We start from the raw sequence: 18,169 nt of genomic DNA, 5'->3' as shown, positions 1-18,169 counted from the left end.
GACCATGATCGAACCCGGCATTTACAAAGACGTCATGAGCTCCTTCCCATCCGGGGTCACGGTGGTCACCACCCTCGACCCGGACGGCGGCATCGTCGGCATCACCGCCAGTGCATTCAGCGCGCTGTCGATCGACCCGGCCCTGGTGCTGTTCTGCCCCAACTATGCGTCGGACACCTACCCGATCCTGCGCGACAGCAAGCGCTTTGCGATTCACCTGCTGTCGGCCGACCAGACCGCCGAGGCCTATGCCTTCGCTGGCAAAGGCAAGGAAAAAGCCAAGGGCATCGAATGGCACTTGAGCGAGTTGGGCAACCCGCTGCTGGCCAAGGCCACGGCGATCATCGAGTGCGAGTTGTGGCGCGAATACGACGGCGGTGATCATGCGATCATCGTCGGCGCGGTGAAAAACCTGATCCTGCCTGCGCAGCCGGTCACGCCGATGATCTACCACAAAGGCAAGCTCGGCCCGTTGCCCACGCTGGCGTGAGGAGCGCCGGGGGCCGGATGGCGGGCGCCGCGAGGGTTTGTCGCTTAAAGAACGCAGCATGATAAACTTCGGCACGATTTCGGCCTCAATCGGCGCAGCCGCCCCTGGCCTCCAGTTAACCGCCACATTCAGAGCAGACCCCATGAAACGCCTGCCACTCGACGACAGCTTCAAGGTCAATCACAACCCAGTTACCCTGCGCGAAATCGTGCTGGAGAAACTGCGCAGCGCCATCATGAACTTCCAACTGCTGCCGGGTGACCGCCTGGTGGAGCGCGACCTTTGCGACCGCCTCGGCGTCAGCCGCACGTCGGTGCGCGAGGCCTTGCGTCACCTGGAATCCGAAGGCCTGGTGGAGTTTGCCGATGCCAAGGGCCCGCAGGTAGCGATCATCACCCTGGCCGATGCCGTCGATATCTACGAACTGCGCTGCGTGCTCGAAGGTTTGATCGTGCAACTGTTCACCCTGCGCGCCAAGGCCAAGGACATCAAGGCCCTGGAAAAAGCCCTGGAGGAAAACCGCAAGGCCCTCAAGGATGGCGAGTTGCAACAGGTCATCGACTCGGTACAGGGCTTCTACGACGTATTGCTCGAAGGCTCCGGCAACCACGTGGCCGCCACCCAGTTGCGCCAGTTGCAGGCCCGCATCAGCTACCTGCGCGCCACTTCGGTGTCCCAGGAAAACCGCCGTGGCGACAGTAACCAGGAAATGGAACGCATGGTCCAGGCGATCAAGAGCGGTGACCCCCTGGCCGCCCACCAAGCCTGTGTCGATCATGTGCGCGCCGCCGCCGCCGTGGCCCTGGACTACCTCAAGCGCAAGCAGGAAGAAACCGGCAAGCTCCCGGAAATCACCCTGCCCATCGCCCTCAAAGAACCCCGCATAGGCCATTGACCGTGCCCAGCCCACGCTTTTGCCCGACGTGCGGCGGCAGTGACCTCAGTCACCAGCTGCCACCGGGCGATACGCATGAGCGCCTGATGTGCCGGGGCTGCGGCTATATCCACTACATCAACCCCAAGATCATCGCCGGCTGCATCATCGAGCAGGACGGCAAATACCTGCTGTGCCAACGGGCGATCCCGCCCCGCCCCGGCACCTGGACCCTGCCGGCCGGCTTCATGGAAGGTGGCGAAACCACCGAGCAGGCCGCGTTGCGTGAAGTGTGGGAAGAAAGCGGCGTACGCGCGGAGATCCTTTCGCCCTACTCGATCTTCAGCGTGCCCAGGATCAGCGAGGTGTACATCATCTTTCGCGCCATCGCGCTGGAGGTCACCGGCCAGTTCGGGCCGGAAACCCTCGACTACAAATTCTTTGCGCCCGAGGATATCCCTTGGGACAGCATCTACTACCCGGCGATCCGGCAGATCCTCGAGCGGTATATCGAGGAACGCCAGGCGGGGGTGTATGGCATTTATATCGGGAATGACGACAGCGGCAGGATCCACTTTATTCGCTGACCGCCAGGCGGAACCGAGTCATGTAGGAGCTGGCTTGCCTGCGAAGACGGCCTACCAGACGACCACCCTCTAACTGTAACCCCGCGATCCAAATGTAGGAGCTGGCTTGCCTGCGATGGCGGCCTGACAGCCGACCACAATCCAACTGTCACCCCGCGATCCAAATGTGGGAGCTGGCTTGCCTGCGAAGACGGCCTGACAGCCGACTAGGATGTTGGATCAGACCGGGTATATATCCGTTACTTGGGTAACGGCTGCTAATGGTTCCGCCCTTACGGCGGGTCACTTTCGAAAAGCGCGAAAGTAACCAAAGCGCTCTTGCCCCAACACTCGGCACCTCGCTTAGGCTCGGTGTGCCCGTAATCCGCCAGGTATTTGGGGGGCCGCCGCCACGCGCCATCCATGGCGCGGGGCGGCTAAACCGGCATCCCTGCCGGTTTACCCCCCAAATCCCTGTCGAATTCCGGCCAGCGTGTTTGATGGGGCGCCTGAGATCAAAAGCAGGATCAAAAGCAGGGTCAAGAGCAACATCAAGAGCGGCTCGCTTCGCATCGTGGTGAGTGTTGGGGGTTACAACGTTGTGTAGATACCTATGCTGATCTACCGAGGTGCCTGCATCGCAGGCATGCCTGTTCCCAGATTCGAGCTGCCTTGGCCTGATAGACCTAGGGCGCCATCCCTTCCACGATAATGATCTGCGCCTGTCCAGCGCCCTCACGGCGTGCCTTCGCCTCCTGGTACTCCGCCGATTCATAACATGCCACGGCCTGTTCGTAGCTATCAAACTCGATCACTACATTGCGCTGTCGTGCCGGCCCACCTTCCAGCGCCACACTGCGCCCGCCCCTGGCCAGGAACCGCCCGCCAAACTTCGCAAACGCCGCCGGCGCGCGCTGGGTGTATTGCGTGTACTGCTCTGCATCGGACACATCCACGTGGGCAATCCAGTAGGCCTTCATCACGACATCCTCTTGTTGAGTTTTTGTGGTATACCATAATACATACAACCAACAGACCGAGCATCCCCAATGTCTTTCAACAGCATCGCAGACATCATCGAAGACTATCGCCAGGGCAAGATGGTGCTCCTGGTTGACGACGAAGACCGGGAAAACGAAGGCGACCTTTTGCTGCCTGCGGCGTGTTGCACCGCCGAGACTATCAGTTTCATGGCCCGTGAAGCCCGTGGCCTGATCTGCCTGACCCTGACCGATGAACACTGCCAGCGCCTGGGCCTGGAACAGATGGTGCCAAGCAACGGCAGTGTGTTCAGCACCGCGTTTACCGTGTCCATCGAAGCCGCCACCGGCGTGACCACCGGCATCTCCGCCGCCGACCGAGCGCGCACGGTGGCGGCAGCCGTGGCTATCAACGCCGGGCCTGCGGACATTGTGCAGCCAGGGCATATCTTTCCGTTGCGCGCCAAGGACGGCGGCGTGCTGACCCGGGCCGGCCACACCGAGGCTGGCTGCGACTTGGCGCGCCTGGCCGGGCATGCACCGGCCTCGGTGATCGTCGAAGTGATGAACGACGACGGCACCATGGCCCGCCGACCTGAGCTTGAGGTGTTTGCGCGCAAGCACGGCATCAAGATCGGCACCATCGCCGACCTGATCCACTACCGCCTCAGCACCGAACGCACCGTGGTGCGCATCGGCGAACGTGACTTGCCCACGGTGCATGGCACCTTCCGCCTGATCACCTTCGAAGACCGCATCGACGGCGGCGTGCACATGGCGATGGTCATGGGCAACCTGCATCGCGATACGCCTGCGCTGGTCCGCGTGCATGTGATCGACCCGCTGCGCGACCTGGTCGGCGCCGACTACAGCGGCCCGTCCAACTGGACCCTGTGGGCGGCCTTGCAACGCGTCGCGGCAGAAGGCAGCGGCGTAGTAGTGGTGTTGGCCAATCATGAATCGTCCCAGGCATTGCTGGAGCGCGTGCCGCAGCTGACCCAGGCGCCGCGCCAGTTCAATCGCTCGCAGTCGCGGATTTACTCGGAAGTGGGCACCGGTGCACAGATTCTCCAAGACCTCGGCGTGGGCCAGTTGCGCCACCTCGGCCCGCCGCTGAAATACGCGGGCTTGACCGGTTATGACCTGGAAGTCGTGGAGAGCATTCCGTTCGTTGAGTGACGTCGGCCAGATGGCCGGTATGGCAAAATGCTTGCGCAAAGTTTGGAATACCATAATATGATATCCCACAGGTTGAATGACCCTTCAAGGGTCATCCACACCGACTGCTCCCGATAGGCGGGCACTCAAAAGCCCCGCTCATAAACACAACAATGAGGGCGTAAAAATGGTGTTGAACACACGTATCAGCGCAGTCCTGTTCGCGGGTTTGCTGGCCACCGCCAGCCATACCGCCATGGCGGCCGAAAGCGTCAACTTCGTGAGCTGGGGCGGTAGCACCCAGGACGCACAGAAGCAGGCGTGGGCCGACCCTTTCAGCAAGGCCAGCGGCATCACCGTGGTACAGGACGGCCCGACCGACTACGGCAAACTCAAGGCCATGGTCGAAAGCGGCAATGTGCAATGGGACGTGGTGGATGTGGAGGCTGATTTTGCCTTGCGCGCCGCCGCCGAAGGGCTGCTCGAACCCCTGGATTTCTCGGTGATCCAGCGCGACAAGATCGACCCGCGCTTCGTCTCCGACCATGGCGTAGGCTCGTTCTTCTTCTCCTTCGTGCTCGGCTACAACGAAGGCAAGCTCGGCGCCGGCAAGCCGCAGGACTGGGCCGCGCTGTTCGACACCAAGACCTACCCCGGCAAACGTGCGCTCTACAAATGGCCAAGCCCCGGCGTGCTCGAACTGGCACTGCTGGCCGACGGCGTCCCCGCCGACAAGCTCTACCCGCTGGACCTGGATCGCGCCTTCAAGAAGCTCGACACGATCAAGAAAGACATCGTCTGGTGGGGCGGCGGCGCGCAGTCGCAACAACTGCTGGCCTCCGGTGAAGTCAGCATGGGCCAGTTCTGGAACGGCCGCATCCACGCCCTGCAGGAAGATGGCGCCCCCGTGGGCGTAAGCTGGAAGCAGAACCTGGTGATGGCAGACATCCTCGTGGTACCCAAAGGCACCAAGAACAAGGCCGCCGCGATGAAGTTCCTGGCCAGTGCCAGCAGCGCCAAGGGCCAGGCCGACTTCTCTAACCTGACCGCTTATGCACCGGTGAACATCGACAGCGTACAGCGCCTGGATTCGGTCCTTGCGCCCAACCTGCCGACGGCGTATGCCAAGGACCAGATCACCCTCGATTTCGCCTACTGGGCCAAGAACGGCCCGGCCATTGCGACACGGTGGAATGAATGGCTAGTCAAATGAAAATGACGGCAACCACGCCGACCGGAAACGCCCTCGGCGCTGCCGGCGCGGTTTCCCGCAACAGTGGGGCACCGTCTCTGGCGCAGCGCTGGCGGGGGTCGAGCAACCTGATCCCGGCCCTGTTGTTCCTCGGTCTGTTCTTCCTCGCACCGTTGATCGGCCTGCTGCTGCGTGGCGTGCTGGAGCCGGTACCGGGCCTGGGCAACTATGAACAACTGTTCGCCAACTCGGCGTACGCGCGCGTGCTGCTCAACACCTTTTCGGTGGCGGGCCTGGTGACGCTGTTCAGCCTGTTGCTGGGTTTCCCGCTGGCGTGGGTCATTACCCTGGTGCCACGTGGATGGGGGCGCTGGATCCTGAATATCGTGCTGCTGTCGATGTGGACCAGCCTGCTCGCCCGCACCTATTCCTGGCTGGTCTTGCTGCAAGCCTCCGGGGTGATCAACAAGGCGCTGATGGCGATGGGCATCATCGATCAACCGCTGGAAATGGTGCACAACCTCACCGGCGTGGTCATCGGCATGAGCTACATCATGATCCCGTTCATCGTGCTGCCGCTGCAGGCGACCATGCAGGCCATCGACCCGATGATCCTGCAAGCCGGCTCCATCTGTGGTGCCAGCCCGTGGACCAACTTCTTGCGCGTATTCCTGCCGCTGTGCCGGCCGGGGCTGTTCTCCGGCGGCTTGATGGTGTTCGTGATGTCGCTCGGTTACTACGTCACCCCGGCGTTGCTTGGCGGTGCGCAGAACATGATGCTGCCCGAGTTCATCATCCAGCAGGTGCAATCGTTCCTCAACTGGGGCCTGGCCAGTGCCGGCGCGGCATTGCTGATTTTCATCACGCTGGTGCTGTTCTACTTCTACCTGAAGCTCCAGCCGGAATCCCCGGTTGGCGCCAGCAACGCGAGGTAAGCCGTCATGCTCCTGACTCCCAATGCCATGAGCCGCAGGATGCGCTTGGGCCTCTATACCACCACCGGCTTGATTGGTTTATTCCTGCTATTGCCGATCGTGTTTATCGTGCTGCTGTCGTTCGGTTCATCCCAGTGGCTGGTGTTCCCGCCGCCGGGCTGGACGCTGAAATGGTACGGCCAGTTTTTCTCCAATGCCGACTGGATGAACGCGGCGATGGCCAGCCTCAAGGTGGCGGTGCTGACCACCGTGTTCGCCGTCGCGTTGGGCCTGCCCACCGCGTTTGCCCTGGTGCGTGGCCGCTTCCCCGGCCGCGAACTGCTCTATGGTCTGTTCACCTTGCCGATGATCGTGCCGCTGGTGATCATCGCCGTGGCGGTGTATGCGCTGTTCCTCAAGCTCGGCTACACCGGCACGATGTTCGCCTTTGTGGTCAGCCACGTGATCGTTGCGCTGCCGTTCACCATCATCTCGATCATCAATTCGCTGAAGCTGTTCGACCAATCGATTGAAGACGCGGCGGTCATCTGCGGCGCGTCACGTGTGCAGGCGGTGTTCAAAGTGACCTTTCCGGCGATACGCCCTGGCATGGTGGCCGGTGCCCTGTTCGCCTTCCTGGTCTCGTGGGACGAAGTGGTGCTCAGCGTGATGATGGCCAGCCCGACCCTGCAAACCCTTCCCGTGAAAATGTGGACCACCCTGCGCCAGGACCTGACGCCTGTGATCGCCGTCGCCTCGACGTTGTTGATCGGCCTGTCGGTGCTGGTCATGGTGATTGCCGCCGTCGCTCGTCGACGCACTGAAACCCGCGCTTGAGCGCCGAGGATTAAGACATGAGTGCAGTGATCAAAGACCCCGCCCAGCACCCAGGCCAACCCCTGGTCAGCCTGCGCAACCTGAACAAGTACTACGGCGAATTCGCCGCCGTGGACAACATCTCGCTGGACATCAAGGACGGTGAATTCCTCACCTTCCTCGGCTCCAGCGGCTCGGGCAAGAGCACCACCCTGTCGATGCTCGCCGGCTTCGAAACGCCAAGCAGCGGCGAAATCCTGGTAGGCGGCCAGTCACTGGTCAATGTGCCGCCGCACAAGCGCGACATCGGCATGGTGTTCCAGCGCTACTCGCTGTTCCCGCACCTGTCGGTGCGCGACAACATCGCGTTCCCCCTGGCGATCCGCAAACTGGCCAGCGCCGAACGTGAGAAGCGTGTCGACGCCATGCTCAAGCTGGTGCAGTTGGAAGCGTTCGCCCACCGCCGCCCCTCGCAACTGTCTGGCGGCCAGCAGCAACGGGTCGCCATCGCCCGGGCACTGGTGTACGAACCGCGCATCCTGCTGATGGACGAACCCCTCGGCGCCCTCGACAAAAAACTGCGAGAAGACCTGCAGGACGAACTGCGCCAACTGCACCGACGCCTGGGCATCACCATCGTCTACGTGACCCACGACCAGGAAGAAGCCATGCGCCTGTCCCAACGCATCGCGATTTTCAGCCAGGGCAAGATCGTCGGCCTCGGCAGTGGGTTCGACCTGTACCAGAACCCGCCGAATGCGTTTGTCGCTTCGTTCCTTGGCAACTCCAACTTCCTCAAGCTCAAGGCCCAGGGCAACGCAGTGGCGTCGTTTGAGGGGCAGTCGTTGTCGATCCGCCTGACCAGCGGCCTGCACACCGAGCAGGAGGTGCTGCTGATGGTGCGCCCGGAAAAAGCCCTGGCGCTGAGCGCGGAACAGGCTGCTGAACAACCTTTGACGGCGGGCTGGAACGAAGTGTCGGCGATTGTGGGCGAAGTGCTGTTCCTCGGCGAAAGCCAGACCTGCACGGTGAAAACCCTCGGTGGCACCTCGATGACGGTCAAGGCGCTGTCTGCCGCCGGCATGCCGCTCAAGGCTGGCGACCCGGTGCGCGTACGCTGGGCCACGGCGGATGCGTGTGTGTATACGGAGTGGACGGAGAATGATTTGAACAAGGCCGCCGGCGCTCATTGAGTCACCCTTGGGCCGCCACAACGTCGGGTTGTGGCGGCCTTTTTTTGCCTGAGTATCGCGTGTGTAAATCACACCCTCGACCCAGATGTCGATCCCGGTTAAACAGGTGGAAGCGGGCCTGCTCGCGAATGCAGTGTGTCAGCCCATACATCCAGTGACTGACACTCAGCATTCGCGAGCAAGCCCCACCTTTGAATCGTGATAAATCAGACCGATAATGTTCAGCACACGATCAGTCGGAGTAGCCCAACCGCGCGGCCCTGACCCTCTGGGTATGTGGACGTGTCGCCAGGCAGTAATAAAGCGGACACGTCACCACCAACCCCACCAGCCACGACAGGTCCGCGCCTTCCACCAGGTTGGCCCACGGCCCTACGTACAGCGACGTATTGGCAAACGGCAGTTGCACGATAATGCCGATGAAATACGCGACGATTGCATGGAGGTTGAACCGCTCGTAAACCCCGCCATCCGCGCGGAAGATCGAGGCAATGTCGTAGGCGCCACGCTTGATGATGTAGAAGTCGATCAGATTGATCGACGCCCACGGCACCAGCACCAGCAACAGGGCGAGGATCAGGCCGATGAACTGCGAGATGAAGTCCGCCGACGCGCCCAGCGCGACCACGCAGCAACCGGCAAGGACCACGCCCGACAGCACCACGCGCACCTTGATGCTCGGCGTCCACTGGCTGGCGAAGGTCTGGATCGAGGTGATGATCGACAGCACCGCGCCATACAGATTCAGGGCGTTGTGGCTGATGATGTTGAGCAGGAACAGCACCATCAAAATCGGGCCGAGCCAGCCGGTGGCTTGCTTGACCGCGACCATGGCTTCGGTGCCCTCCGGCGTCGCCAGCGCTGCAACCAGGCCGAACGCGAAGGACAAGATGGTGCCCAGGGTCGCGCCCAGGTAGGTCGCGATAAACGGCCGGGTAATGCCGATATCTGCCGGCAGGTAGCGCGAGTAATCGCTGGTGTAGGGTGAGAAGCTGATCTGCCAGATCACGCCAAGCGACACCGTGGCTAGCCAGCTGGCGGCATTGAAGCCGCCACGGGTGAAGAAGTCTGCCGGCAGGTCATGGGCAAAGATGTAGATGAAACCAGCCAGCAACGCGCTGCCCATCACCCAGGTGCCGATGCGGTTGAGGCTATGGATAAAGCGGTAGCCGATCACGCCGATGGCCGTGGCGCTGAGGGCGCCGATCAGGATACTCGCCGGCACCGGAACCGAAGGGACGATGCCAACGATGGACTTGCCCGCCAGCACGATGTTGGAAATAAAGAAGCCGATGTAGATCAACGCCGCGAAGAACACAATCAGCAGCGCGCCATAACGGCCGAACTGCCCACGGCTCTGCACCATCTGCGGGATGCCCATGCGCGGGCCCTGGGCCGACGCGAGGGCAATCACGATGCCGCCGAGCATATGCCCGAGGGCAATCGCCAGCAGCCCCCACATCAGGTTGAGGTGGAACACCTGGGCCACCATGGCACCGGTGACAATGGGCAGCGGTGCGATGTTGGTGCTGAACCATAAAGTGAACAGGTCGCGGGCCTTTCCATGGCGCTCTGCGAGAGGGACGTAATCGACCGTGTGATTCTCGATCAGGGGATCTTGCCGGGACATCTGGGGCATGGAAATGAACTCGCGTTTGTCTGATCTTATAGTTGTTTGACGCCATACCGGGGACGCTTCATGGTCGCCCCTCAGATGAACACCATATTATGGTATTCCAACATTTTCACAAGACTGATCCGTAGTCCTGGCGCGCATCTGATCCGTAATTGTGCCACAGGCTTTCACCCCACCTCATGGCAAAACCCCCGTATTTATTGGTTATAAGACCAAAGGCTGACGTTGATCGGGTGGCTTAAAAAGATGTTGCGTAGATTGTATTACGGTATACCATCAGACCTACAAACTTATAAAAACCGCTCTACCCTACGAGGACCGCCCAATGATCGATGCCGCCATCTACAAACAAGTGATGGGTTCTTTTCCGTCCGGGGTCACCGTGATCACCACACTGGACGACGACGGCCAAGTCGTCGGGCTGACCGCCAGTGCCTTCAGCTCGCTGTCGATGGACCCGGCGCTGGTGCTGTTTTGCCCCAACTACAGCTCCGACTCGTACCCGGTGTTGATCAAGAACAAACGCTTTGCCATCCACGTGCTCTCCGGCGGGCAGCAGACCGAAGCCTACGCCTTCGCGCGCAAGGGCAAGGACAAGGCCCAGGGCATTGAATGGACCTTGAGTGAGCTGGGCAACCCGATCCTGGCCAATGCCACGGCAGTGATCGAGTGCGAGTTGTGGCGCGAATACGAAGGCGGCGACCACGCGATCATGGTCGGCTCGGTCAAGAACCTGATCGTGCCCCAGCAGAACGCCGGGCCACTGGTGTATTGCCACGGCAAGATGGGCGCCCTGCCCCTGCCGGCCTAATACCCCTATTTGAAGGCACCACACATCAAAATGTGGGAGCGGGCTTGCTCGCGAAGGCAGTCTTTCAGTCGATGCATTCAGTGACTGACACACCGCATTCGCGAGCAAGCCCGCTCTCACCTTTTTTGCATTTCAAATAAAAGCAAGCGGCGCTGGTCAGGTACGGAAACGACTGACCAACTGATTCAACGTCTGCGACAACGCCGTCAATTGCTGGGCATCCTGGCGCGTGGCATCGGCCAGGCTTGCCACCAATTGTGCGTCCCCGTGAATCTGGCTGATATGCCGATTGATGTCTTCAGCCACCTGATGCTGCTCTTCAGCGGCGGTGGCGATCTGGGTATTCATGTCACGGATCACGTCTACCGACTCCCGGATCAGGCCAAAGCTGGCCCGCGCCTCATTGATCGACACCACAGTTTCCTGGGACACCTCCAGGCTCGCGTGCATCTGCTTGCCCATCTGGTGAGTGCGGCGTGCCAGGTTGCCGAGCAGCCCGTCGATCTCGCCGGTGGAGTCCGAGGTGCGCTTGGCCAGGGCGCGCACCTCGTCCGCCACCACCGCGAAACCACGGCCCTGCTCGCCCGCCCGCGCGGCTTCGATGGCGGCGTTGAGCGCCAGCAGGTTGGTCTGCTCGGCGATGGAGCGGATGGTGCCAAGAATCGACTGGATGTCGTTGCTGTCTTTTTCCAACTGCTCCATGGCCTGGGCAGAGTGGCCGATCTCTTCGCTCAAGCGCCCGACACTGCTCACCGCCGCGTCGATTTGCTGCTGCCCGGTATGCGCCTGGCGCTGGCCGTTGTCGGCCGAGTCGGCCGCCTGGCTGCACGAGCGCGCGACCTCGTTGGAGGTGGCGACCATTTCATGAAACGCCGTGGAGACCATGTCCACTGCTTCGCGCTGGCGCTCGGCGACGTCGGCCATTTCCACCGACACTTCGGTGGCGCTGCCAGAGCTGCTGTGGATCTGCCCGGCGGCCTGGCCGATGCGCTGGATCAACGTGCGTATGGCTTCGAGGAACTGGTTGAACCAGCCGGCGAGCTGCGCCGTCTCGTCGCGGCCTTTCACTGCCAGGCGCGCGGTCAGGTCACCTTCGCCCTGGGCGATGCTTTCCAGGCCACTGGCCACGCCGCGAATTGGCTTGACGATCAGCCCGGCAAACCACGCACCCGCCACCGCGAACAACACACCGCACACCAGGGCGATGCCCGCGATCAGCCAGGTCAGGCGTGCCGCGCCGGCCATCACCTCACTCTCGCGCACCAGCCCGACAAACCGCCAGCCCAAGGCCTTGGACGGCCATACCAGGGCCATGTAACGCTCACCCGCCAACTCGACCTGCACCAGGCCTTGGCCGGCCTCGCTCAACTGCCGATAGCCTTCACCCAACTGGCCCAACTGCTTGAAATTGTGGGACGGGTCATGCGGGTCGACCAGCACGGTGTTGTTGGCTTCCATCAGCATCAGGTAGCCGCTTTCGCCCAGCTTGATCTGCTTGACCAGGTCGGTCAGCTGCTTGAGGGAGACGTCGATGTTGACCACCCCGCTCGCCTTGCCCTGCTGATCATTGAAACTTTGCACGGTGCTGACCAGCACCACATCGTCGGCGGCCCAGTAATAGGCTTCGGTGCGCAGGGTCTTGCCCGGCTGCGCCATGGCCGTCTTGTACCAGGGCCGCGTGCGGGGGTCGTAGCTGGCAAGCTTGGGGTCGCCGGGCCAGAACACGTAGCCGCCGTCCTCGGTGCCCAGGGACAGGTAGGTATAGGCCGAATGACTCTTGGCCAGCCCCTCGAACAAGGTGAACAGTTGCTGGTCGCGTGCGCCGGGAGCGATTTGCGCGGCACTGCTGGCCAGGTAGCGCTTCACATCGGCATTGATCGCCTGTAACTGCGGATGCGCGGCCAGGTAAGCGACGTTCTGGCTGATCCCTTCGAAAAACAGCTGCATTGCGTTGTCGACCTGGCGGATCTCGCGCCCACTGCTGTCGACAAAGCCGTCCCGTGCCTCATGGCGCACATTGAGGATGATCAGCACAGCCACCAGAATCACCGGTAGGCTGGCGATCACCGCAAAGGCCAGGATTAGTTTTTGTTTTATGTTCATCGAGCTCGTCTTCCTTGTGAGGTGAGGGTGTAACCGTTGGAGAGAAAAGTTTTGCGGATATTCCGTATTATGGTATACCAACAATCAATCCGCCGAACAGCCGTCTTCACCGGCACGCGTCACCCAGGCGAGAGTACTTAAGGGCCCGCAGTCGACAGGCCGATCACAATAGATCCGAGGTAAGCGTCATGAAGTTTTCCCTGTTCGTACACATGGAACGTTGGGATGAGAGTGTCAGCCATCGCCAGTTGTTCGAAGACTTGACCGAACTGACCCTGATGGCTGAGGCCGGTGGCTTCAGCACCGTGTGGATTGGCGAACACCACGCCATGGAATACACCATCTCGCCAAGCCCGATGCCGCTTCTGGCTTACCTCGCGGCCAAGACCACCACCATTCACCTGGGCGCCGGTACCATCATCGCGCCGTTCTGGCACCCTCTGCGGGTGGCGGGCGAATGCGCCCTGCTCGACGTGATCAGCAATGGGCGCATGGAAGTCGGCCTTGCCCGGGGTGCCTACCAGGTTGAGTTCGACCGCATGGCCGGCGGCATGCCCGCCTCAAGCGGCGGCCAGGCGCTGCGCGAGATGGTGCCAGTGGTGCGCGCCCTGTGGAAAGGCGACTATGCCCACGACGGCGATATCTGGAAATTCCCCACCTCCACCAGCGTACCCAAGCCGATCCAGCAGCCCAACCCGCCGATGTGGATCGCCGCCCGCGACCCTGACTCCCACAACTTCGCAGTGGCCAACGGCTGCAACGTGATGGTCACTCCGCTGATGAAGGGCGACGAAGAAGTCCTCGACCTGAAAAACAAATTCCAGGCCGCCCTCGACAACAACCCCGACGTGCCGCGCCCGCAATTGATGGTGCTGCGCCACACCCACGTGCACGCAGTCGATGACCCCGAAGGCTGGAAAGTCGGGGCCAAGGCGATCTCGAAGTTCTATCGCACCTTCGATGCCTGGTTCGGTAACAAAGCCGTGCCAGTCAACGGCTTCCTCGACCCAAGCCCGGAAGAGAAATTCATCGGGCGCCCCGAGTTCGAACTGGAAAGCCTGCACAAGACCGCGATGATCGGTACAGCGGAAGAAATCATCCCGCGCATCCAGTACTACCAGGAACTGGGCGTCGACGAGTTCAGCTTCTGGTGTGATAACAGCCTGCCCCACGCCGAGAAGAAAAAATCCCTGGAGCTGTTTATCAAGCACGTGGTGCCCGCGTTCCGTTAAGCGTGCGGCGAAGTGCACGGCGGCCTGCTGTGCACTCAGCCAATGTGTAGATCGAAGCGCTGCGGGCAGGGCGTGAAGCCTGGGTGGGTGCAAGCGCGGGCGATGACGTCAACGACGCCGGTAACTTTTCTGCCCGGAAGGCGTGAGGCAGTAAACCCCGCCCCGCGGCCCGGTGCAGTAGGCACCACTGCCACAGCCGCAGCTGTCGCTTAGGCCTTGCAGCGGTTGCAACGCGGGCCGTGCCTGGCGATTGCCGGTGTAGGCCGTGCAGCTTTTTTTCGAGGCACTGATGGAGCCGTCGTTGCATAGGAACACGTCACCGTCACAGCCGGCAATTCCACCCTTGCGACCGGAGCAAGGCGTATTGGCAGCCAAGCCAAGGCTGCTCGACAGCATCAACACAAGACCCAGCATGACCATACGGTGATGAGAACGAGACATGACGGACACTCAAAAAAAGTGGCCAGATGCTATCAGCGTTTGTTTCGCTTTGAAAATAGCCCGTTGATCTTTACGACGCACCTATCTTTAAGGGCAAGTGAAATTGGTCAGACGCGGCGCATGGCATTTCGGCTATTCGCTTCCTGTATGGCCAAATGGGCGCACCACGTGAGCCATTCGCGGTCGACGGCGAATTGAATCGCCTGCAGGGAACACCAACACCGACTAGAGCCAAGGATAAAGCGCCCAATGAATATGCAATGGCAAACCCGCCCGGCAGCGCCGGACGACGTGCCTGCACTGATAGCACTGGATACCTACGCGACAACGCACGCCACTCACCGATGATTGGCGGGCAAATCGAAGGCGGGGTTGAACTGAAGGCCTGAGTAAAAAAGGCCAAATCGCAGGCAAAAAAAAGCCACTCGTTAGAGTGGCTTTTTCTTTGTGTTTGGAGCGGGAAACGAGACTCGAACTCGCGACCCCGACCTTGGCAAGGTCGTGCTCTACCAACTGAGCTATTCCCGCGTCTTGGTGATGCGCATTCTATAGAATTATCAGAACCCGTCAACCCCTTGATTCAAAAAAGTTTTATTTCTTTTCAACGGTGGTGCGCAGATGCGGCCAGGCGGCGCGCAGATACTGGAGCATGGACCACAACGTCAGGCCCGCAGCAATGAGCAGCAAGGCGTAGCCCAGCAGGACCCAGAAGGTGAAGTCCGACGGGTTGGCCAACAGGATAACCAGCGCTAGCATCTGCGCAGCGGTTTTCCATTTGCCCATGTTGGAGACGGCAACGTGGGCACGCGCGCCGATTTCGGCCATCCATTCGCGCAGGGCCGAGACCACGATCTCGCGGCCGATGATCACGGCGGCCGGCAGGGTCAACCACAGGTTGCCGTGTTCCTGCACCAGCAGGACCAGGGCGACGGCGACCATGAGTTTGTCGGCCACCGGGTCGAGGAACGCGCCGAACGGCGTGCTCTGTTCCAGGCGGCGGGCCAGGTAACCGTCGAGCCAGTCGGTGGCGGCCGCGAAGGCGAACACCGAACTGGAGGCCGCGTAGCTCCATTCATACGGCAAATAGAACAACAGGATAAAAATCGGAATAAGCAGGACGCGTAGAACGGTGATCAGATTAGGGATATTCATCGGCACAACTGGCTACGAGGTGGAAAGGCATTCTATTCGCTATGCAGATTCGCATAAATCAACTCAGCGAGCTTTTTACTGATACCGGGTGCTTTGGCTATTTCGTCAATGCTGGCACGGGACAGCTCCTGCAAGCCACCAAAATGTTTAAGCAAGTCGCGACGCCGTGTCGGCCCAACCCCCGCCACCCCTTCCAGGGTTGAGGTTCGCCGGGTTTTGCCACGCCGGGCGCGGTGGCCGGTAATGGCGAAACGGTGGGCTTCGTCGCGGATCTGCTGGATCAAGTGCAGCGCAGGTGAGTCGCCCTTCAAGGTGAACTCATGGGCGGCATCATTCAAGTACAACGTCTCGAAACCGGCCTTGCGCGTGGCGCCCTTGGCCACGCCAAGCAGGATCAGGTCGGGCACCGCCAGCTCGTTGAGCACGTCGCGGGCCATGGATAACTGGCCCTTGCCGCCGTCGACCAGCAGGATATCGGGCAACTTGCCCTCACCGTCCTTCAACTTGCTGAAACGCCGGGTCAGGGCCTGGTGCATGGCCGCGTAGTCATCGCCGGCGGTGACGCCTTCGATGTTATAGCGCCGGTAATCGGATTTGATCGGCCCTTCCGGCCCGAATACCACGCAGGACGCCACCGTGGCCTCGCCGCTGGAGTGGCTGATGTCATAGCACTCCAGGCGCTGCGGTGGCTCGTCCAGGTTAAGGACTTCGGCCAGGGCATCAAAACGTGCGGCGACGTGCTGTCGATTGGCCAGCCGCGCGCCCAGGGCCTGTTCGGCATTGGTCACCGCCAGTTGCTGCCACCGCGCGCGGGTGCCGCGTACGCGGTGGCTGATGTCCAGCTCGCGGCCGCGCAGTTCGTGGATCGCCTCGATCAGCGTGGGGAAGTCTTCATGCACCACATTGACGATCAGTTCCGACGGCAGGTCGCGCTCGGGGCTGCTGACGTAGTACTGCCCAAGGAAGGCCGCCATGACTTCGGCCACTTCCTCATCGATACCGGTCTGCGGAAAGAAGTTCTTGCTGCCCAGTACCCGCCCGCCCCGCACGCTGATCAGGTGCACACAGGCGCCGCCCGGATTGACGAAGGCCGCGATGACATCCACGTCACCGCTGCCGCCTTCCATGCTCTGTTGATCCTGCACCCGGCGCAGCAGCGAGATCTGGTCGCGCAGCTCAGCGGCGCGCTCGAAGTCCAGGGTGCTGGCGGCTTGCTCCATGGCGCCGGAAAGCTCGTCGGTGAGGGCATTGCTGCGCCCTTCGAGGAACATCACCGAATGCCGTACATCCTCGGCATACTCGGCCGGCTCGACCAGGCCGACGCACGGCGCCTTGCAGCGCTTGATCTGGTATTGCAGGCATGGCCGCGTGCGGTTCTTGTAGAAGCTGTCTTCGCACTGGCGCACAAAAAAAGTCTTTTGCAGCAGGCTCAGGCTTTCCCGGATCGCGCCGGCGCTCGGATAGGGGCCGAAGTACTTGCCCTTCTGCTTCTTTGCGCCCCGGTGAATGCTCAGGCGTGGGAAGTTGCCGTCGGACAAAAACACGTAAGGGTAGGATTTATCGTCGCGCAGCAGGATGTTGTAGGGCGGCCGCCATTCCTTGATCAGCGTCTGCTCGAGCAGCAGCGCTTCGGTTTCATTGGCGGTAATGGTGGTTTCGACCTGGGCGATACGCGCCACCAGCGCCGCGGTCTTGGGCGCGAGACCGCTCTTGCGAAAGTAGCTCGCCAGGCGGTTTTTCAGGTTCTTGGCCTTGCCGACATAGAGCAGGCGTGCCTCGCTGTCGAACATGCGGTACACGCCGGGGCGGCCACTGCAGGTCGAGAGGAAGGCACTTGGATCAAACGGTGTGGTCATGTCAGGCGCTGGCGTCCACCATGCCGTGGCGCACTGCGAGCAGGGTCAATTCAACATCACTGCTGATGGCGAGCTTCTCGAAAATGCGATAGCGGTAGGTGTTGACGGTCTTGGGCGACAGGCACAGCTTGTCGGAGATCGTCTGCACCTTCTGGCAACCGACGATCATCAAGGCGATCTGGATTTCCCGCTCCGACAGCACATCGAACGGCGAGTCGCTGACGGGCTGGAAAGATTTGATGGCCAATTGCTGGGCAATCTGTGGACTGATGTAGCGCTGGCCGGCAAACACCAGGCGGATGGCTTGCACCATCTCGGCCAGGCCTGCGCCTTTGGTCAGGTAACCGGCTGCGCCCGCCTGCAACAGGCGAGTCGGGAACGGGTCTTCTTCACACACGGTCACCACCACGACTTTGATGTCGGGATGGCTGCGCAACAGTTTGGTCGTGGCGCCAAGACCGCCGATACCAGGCATCTTGACGTCCATCAGCACCACATCGGGTTTCAACTCCCGGGCCTTGATCAGGGACTCTTCACCCGATTCGGCCTGGCCGACTACTTGCAGGCCATCGATGTCAGCCAGCATTCGTGTAATGCCTGTACGAACGAGATCATGGTCATCGACTACTAGCACCCTAATCAAGCAGACACCTCGCGATATGGTCTTATAGGTTGCTGAACACCTTAGCAAAAAACCGAGGCGCAGACCTAGCTGCAAGCGTCATATATATAGCGTTTGAACACACAGTGGCCGC

General features: G+C 61.2%; 16 protein-coding genes, 1 tRNA gene and 2 pseudogenes. 10 read left to right on the top strand and 9 right to left on the bottom strand.

The window, feature by feature from the left end:
- Positions 1-4 precede the first annotated feature (4 nt).
- The 3 genes from AC0IYN_RS21930 to AC0IYN_RS21920 all read left to right on the top strand — a co-directional run bounded on the left by AC0IYN_RS21930 (position 5) and on the right by AC0IYN_RS21920 (position 1,951).
- Positions 5-490, top strand: coding sequence for a flavin reductase family protein (locus AC0IYN_RS21930; protein ID WP_065905749.1), 486 nt, complete (start codon positions 5-7; stop codon positions 488-490).
- Between the two features lie 142 nt (positions 491-632).
- Positions 633-1,385, top strand: coding sequence for a GntR family transcriptional regulator (locus AC0IYN_RS21925; protein ID WP_078049157.1), 753 nt, complete (start codon positions 633-635; stop codon positions 1,383-1,385).
- A gap of 2 nt (positions 1,386-1,387) precedes the next feature.
- Complete coding sequence (locus AC0IYN_RS21920) at positions 1,388-1,951, top strand: NUDIX hydrolase (RefSeq protein ID WP_100492442.1); 564 nt, start codon at positions 1,388-1,390, stop codon at positions 1,949-1,951.
- A 665-nt stretch (positions 1,952-2,616) separates the two neighbouring features.
- On the opposite strand, the gene AC0IYN_RS21915 is transcribed toward AC0IYN_RS21920, so the two are convergent.
- Positions 2,617-2,910 (bottom strand): DUF1330 domain-containing protein, encoded by a 294-nt coding sequence (locus AC0IYN_RS21915; RefSeq protein ID WP_471843198.1) that lies wholly within the window; start codon positions 2,908-2,910, stop codon positions 2,617-2,619.
- Positions 2,911-2,979: 69 nt separating this feature from the next.
- Here AC0IYN_RS21915 and ribBA point away from each other — a divergent pair, with 69 nt between their 5' ends.
- The 5 genes from ribBA to AC0IYN_RS21890 all read left to right on the top strand — a co-directional run bounded on the left by ribBA (position 2,980) and on the right by AC0IYN_RS21890 (position 8,183).
- On the top strand, positions 2,980-4,089 hold the full coding sequence (ribBA, locus tag AC0IYN_RS21910) for a bifunctional 3,4-dihydroxy-2-butanone-4-phosphate synthase/GTP cyclohydrolase II (RefSeq protein ID WP_078049167.1): 1,110 nt from the start codon (positions 2,980-2,982) through the stop codon (positions 4,087-4,089).
- A 166-nt stretch (positions 4,090-4,255) separates the two neighbouring features.
- Entirely contained in the window at positions 4,256-5,281 is a 1,026-nt protein-coding gene (locus tag AC0IYN_RS21905) for an ABC transporter substrate-binding protein (RefSeq protein WP_457238734.1), read from the top strand.
- Entirely contained in the window at positions 5,278-6,195 is a 918-nt protein-coding gene (locus AC0IYN_RS21900; RefSeq protein ID WP_406596343.1) for an ABC transporter permease, read from the top strand. Before AC0IYN_RS21905 ends, AC0IYN_RS21900 begins: the two co-directional genes overlap by 4 nt.
- Positions 6,196-6,201: 6 nt before the next feature.
- Positions 6,202-7,011, top strand: coding sequence for an ABC transporter permease (locus AC0IYN_RS21895; RefSeq protein ID WP_078049170.1), 810 nt, complete (start codon positions 6,202-6,204; stop codon positions 7,009-7,011).
- 17 nt (positions 7,012-7,028) lie between these two features.
- Positions 7,029-8,183 carry an ABC transporter ATP-binding protein gene (locus tag AC0IYN_RS21890; protein ID WP_457266713.1) on the top strand — a complete coding sequence of 385 codons (1,155 nt, stop codon included), beginning with the start codon at positions 7,029-7,031 and terminating at the stop codon, positions 8,181-8,183.
- Between the two features lie 232 nt (positions 8,184-8,415).
- Here AC0IYN_RS21890 and AC0IYN_RS21885 read toward each other — a convergent pair whose 3' ends face one another.
- Positions 8,416-9,822, bottom strand: coding sequence for a purine-cytosine permease family protein (locus tag AC0IYN_RS21885; protein WP_471843189.1), 1,407 nt, complete (start codon positions 9,820-9,822; stop codon positions 8,416-8,418).
- Positions 9,823-10,144: 322 nt separating this feature from the next.
- Here AC0IYN_RS21885 and AC0IYN_RS21880 point away from each other — a divergent pair, with 322 nt between their 5' ends.
- A complete protein-coding gene (locus tag AC0IYN_RS21880) occupies positions 10,145-10,630 on the top strand; it encodes a flavin reductase family protein (protein ID WP_252992626.1) in 486 nt (161 codons plus the stop codon).
- Positions 10,631-10,786: 156 nt separating this feature from the next.
- Here the strand turns inward: AC0IYN_RS21880 and AC0IYN_RS21875 are convergent.
- Positions 10,787-11,383, bottom strand: a pseudogene (locus AC0IYN_RS21875) (methyl-accepting chemotaxis protein); the annotation flags it as partial.
- Between the two features lie 261 nt (positions 11,384-11,644).
- Positions 11,645-12,577, bottom strand: a pseudogene (locus tag AC0IYN_RS21870) (cache domain-containing protein); the annotation flags it as partial.
- 344 nt (positions 12,578-12,921) lie between these two features.
- Between AC0IYN_RS21870 and AC0IYN_RS21865 the strand changes: the two are divergent.
- A complete protein-coding gene (locus tag AC0IYN_RS21865) occupies positions 12,922-13,965 on the top strand; it encodes an LLM class flavin-dependent oxidoreductase (protein WP_471843186.1) in 1,044 nt (347 codons plus the stop codon).
- A 108-nt stretch (positions 13,966-14,073) separates the two neighbouring features.
- Here AC0IYN_RS21865 and AC0IYN_RS21860 read toward each other — a convergent pair whose 3' ends face one another.
- The 5 genes from AC0IYN_RS21860 to gacA all read right to left on the bottom strand — a co-directional run bounded on the left by AC0IYN_RS21860 (position 14,074) and on the right by gacA (position 18,057).
- Positions 14,074-14,385, bottom strand: coding sequence for a YdcA family protein (locus AC0IYN_RS21860; RefSeq protein ID WP_406596452.1), 312 nt, complete (start codon positions 14,383-14,385; stop codon positions 14,074-14,076).
- 473 nt (positions 14,386-14,858) lie between these two features.
- A tRNA-Gly gene (locus tag AC0IYN_RS21855) sits at positions 14,859-14,934 on the bottom strand.
- Positions 14,935-14,997: 63 nt separating this feature from the next.
- The gene (pgsA, locus tag AC0IYN_RS21850) at positions 14,998-15,558 is read right to left on the bottom strand and encodes a CDP-diacylglycerol--glycerol-3-phosphate 3-phosphatidyltransferase (protein WP_099492790.1); all 561 of its coding nucleotides are present in this window, start codon (positions 15,556-15,558) and stop codon (positions 14,998-15,000) included.
- 32 nt (positions 15,559-15,590) lie between these two features.
- On the bottom strand, positions 15,591-17,414 hold the full coding sequence (gene uvrC, locus AC0IYN_RS21845) for an excinuclease ABC subunit UvrC (protein WP_078049179.1): 1,824 nt from the start codon (positions 17,412-17,414) through the stop codon (positions 15,591-15,593).
- 1 nt (position 17,415) lies between these two features.
- A complete protein-coding gene (gene gacA, locus AC0IYN_RS21840; protein WP_010211277.1) occupies positions 17,416-18,057 on the bottom strand; it encodes a response regulator transcription factor GacA in 642 nt (213 codons plus the stop codon).
- Between the last annotated feature and the right edge of the window lie 112 nt (positions 18,058-18,169).

It is taken from the genome of Pseudomonas sp. AC112 (assembly GCF_979253545.1).
The sequence above is the reverse complement of the archived record's forward strand: the minus strand, read 5'-3'. Positions and strand labels throughout refer to the sequence as shown.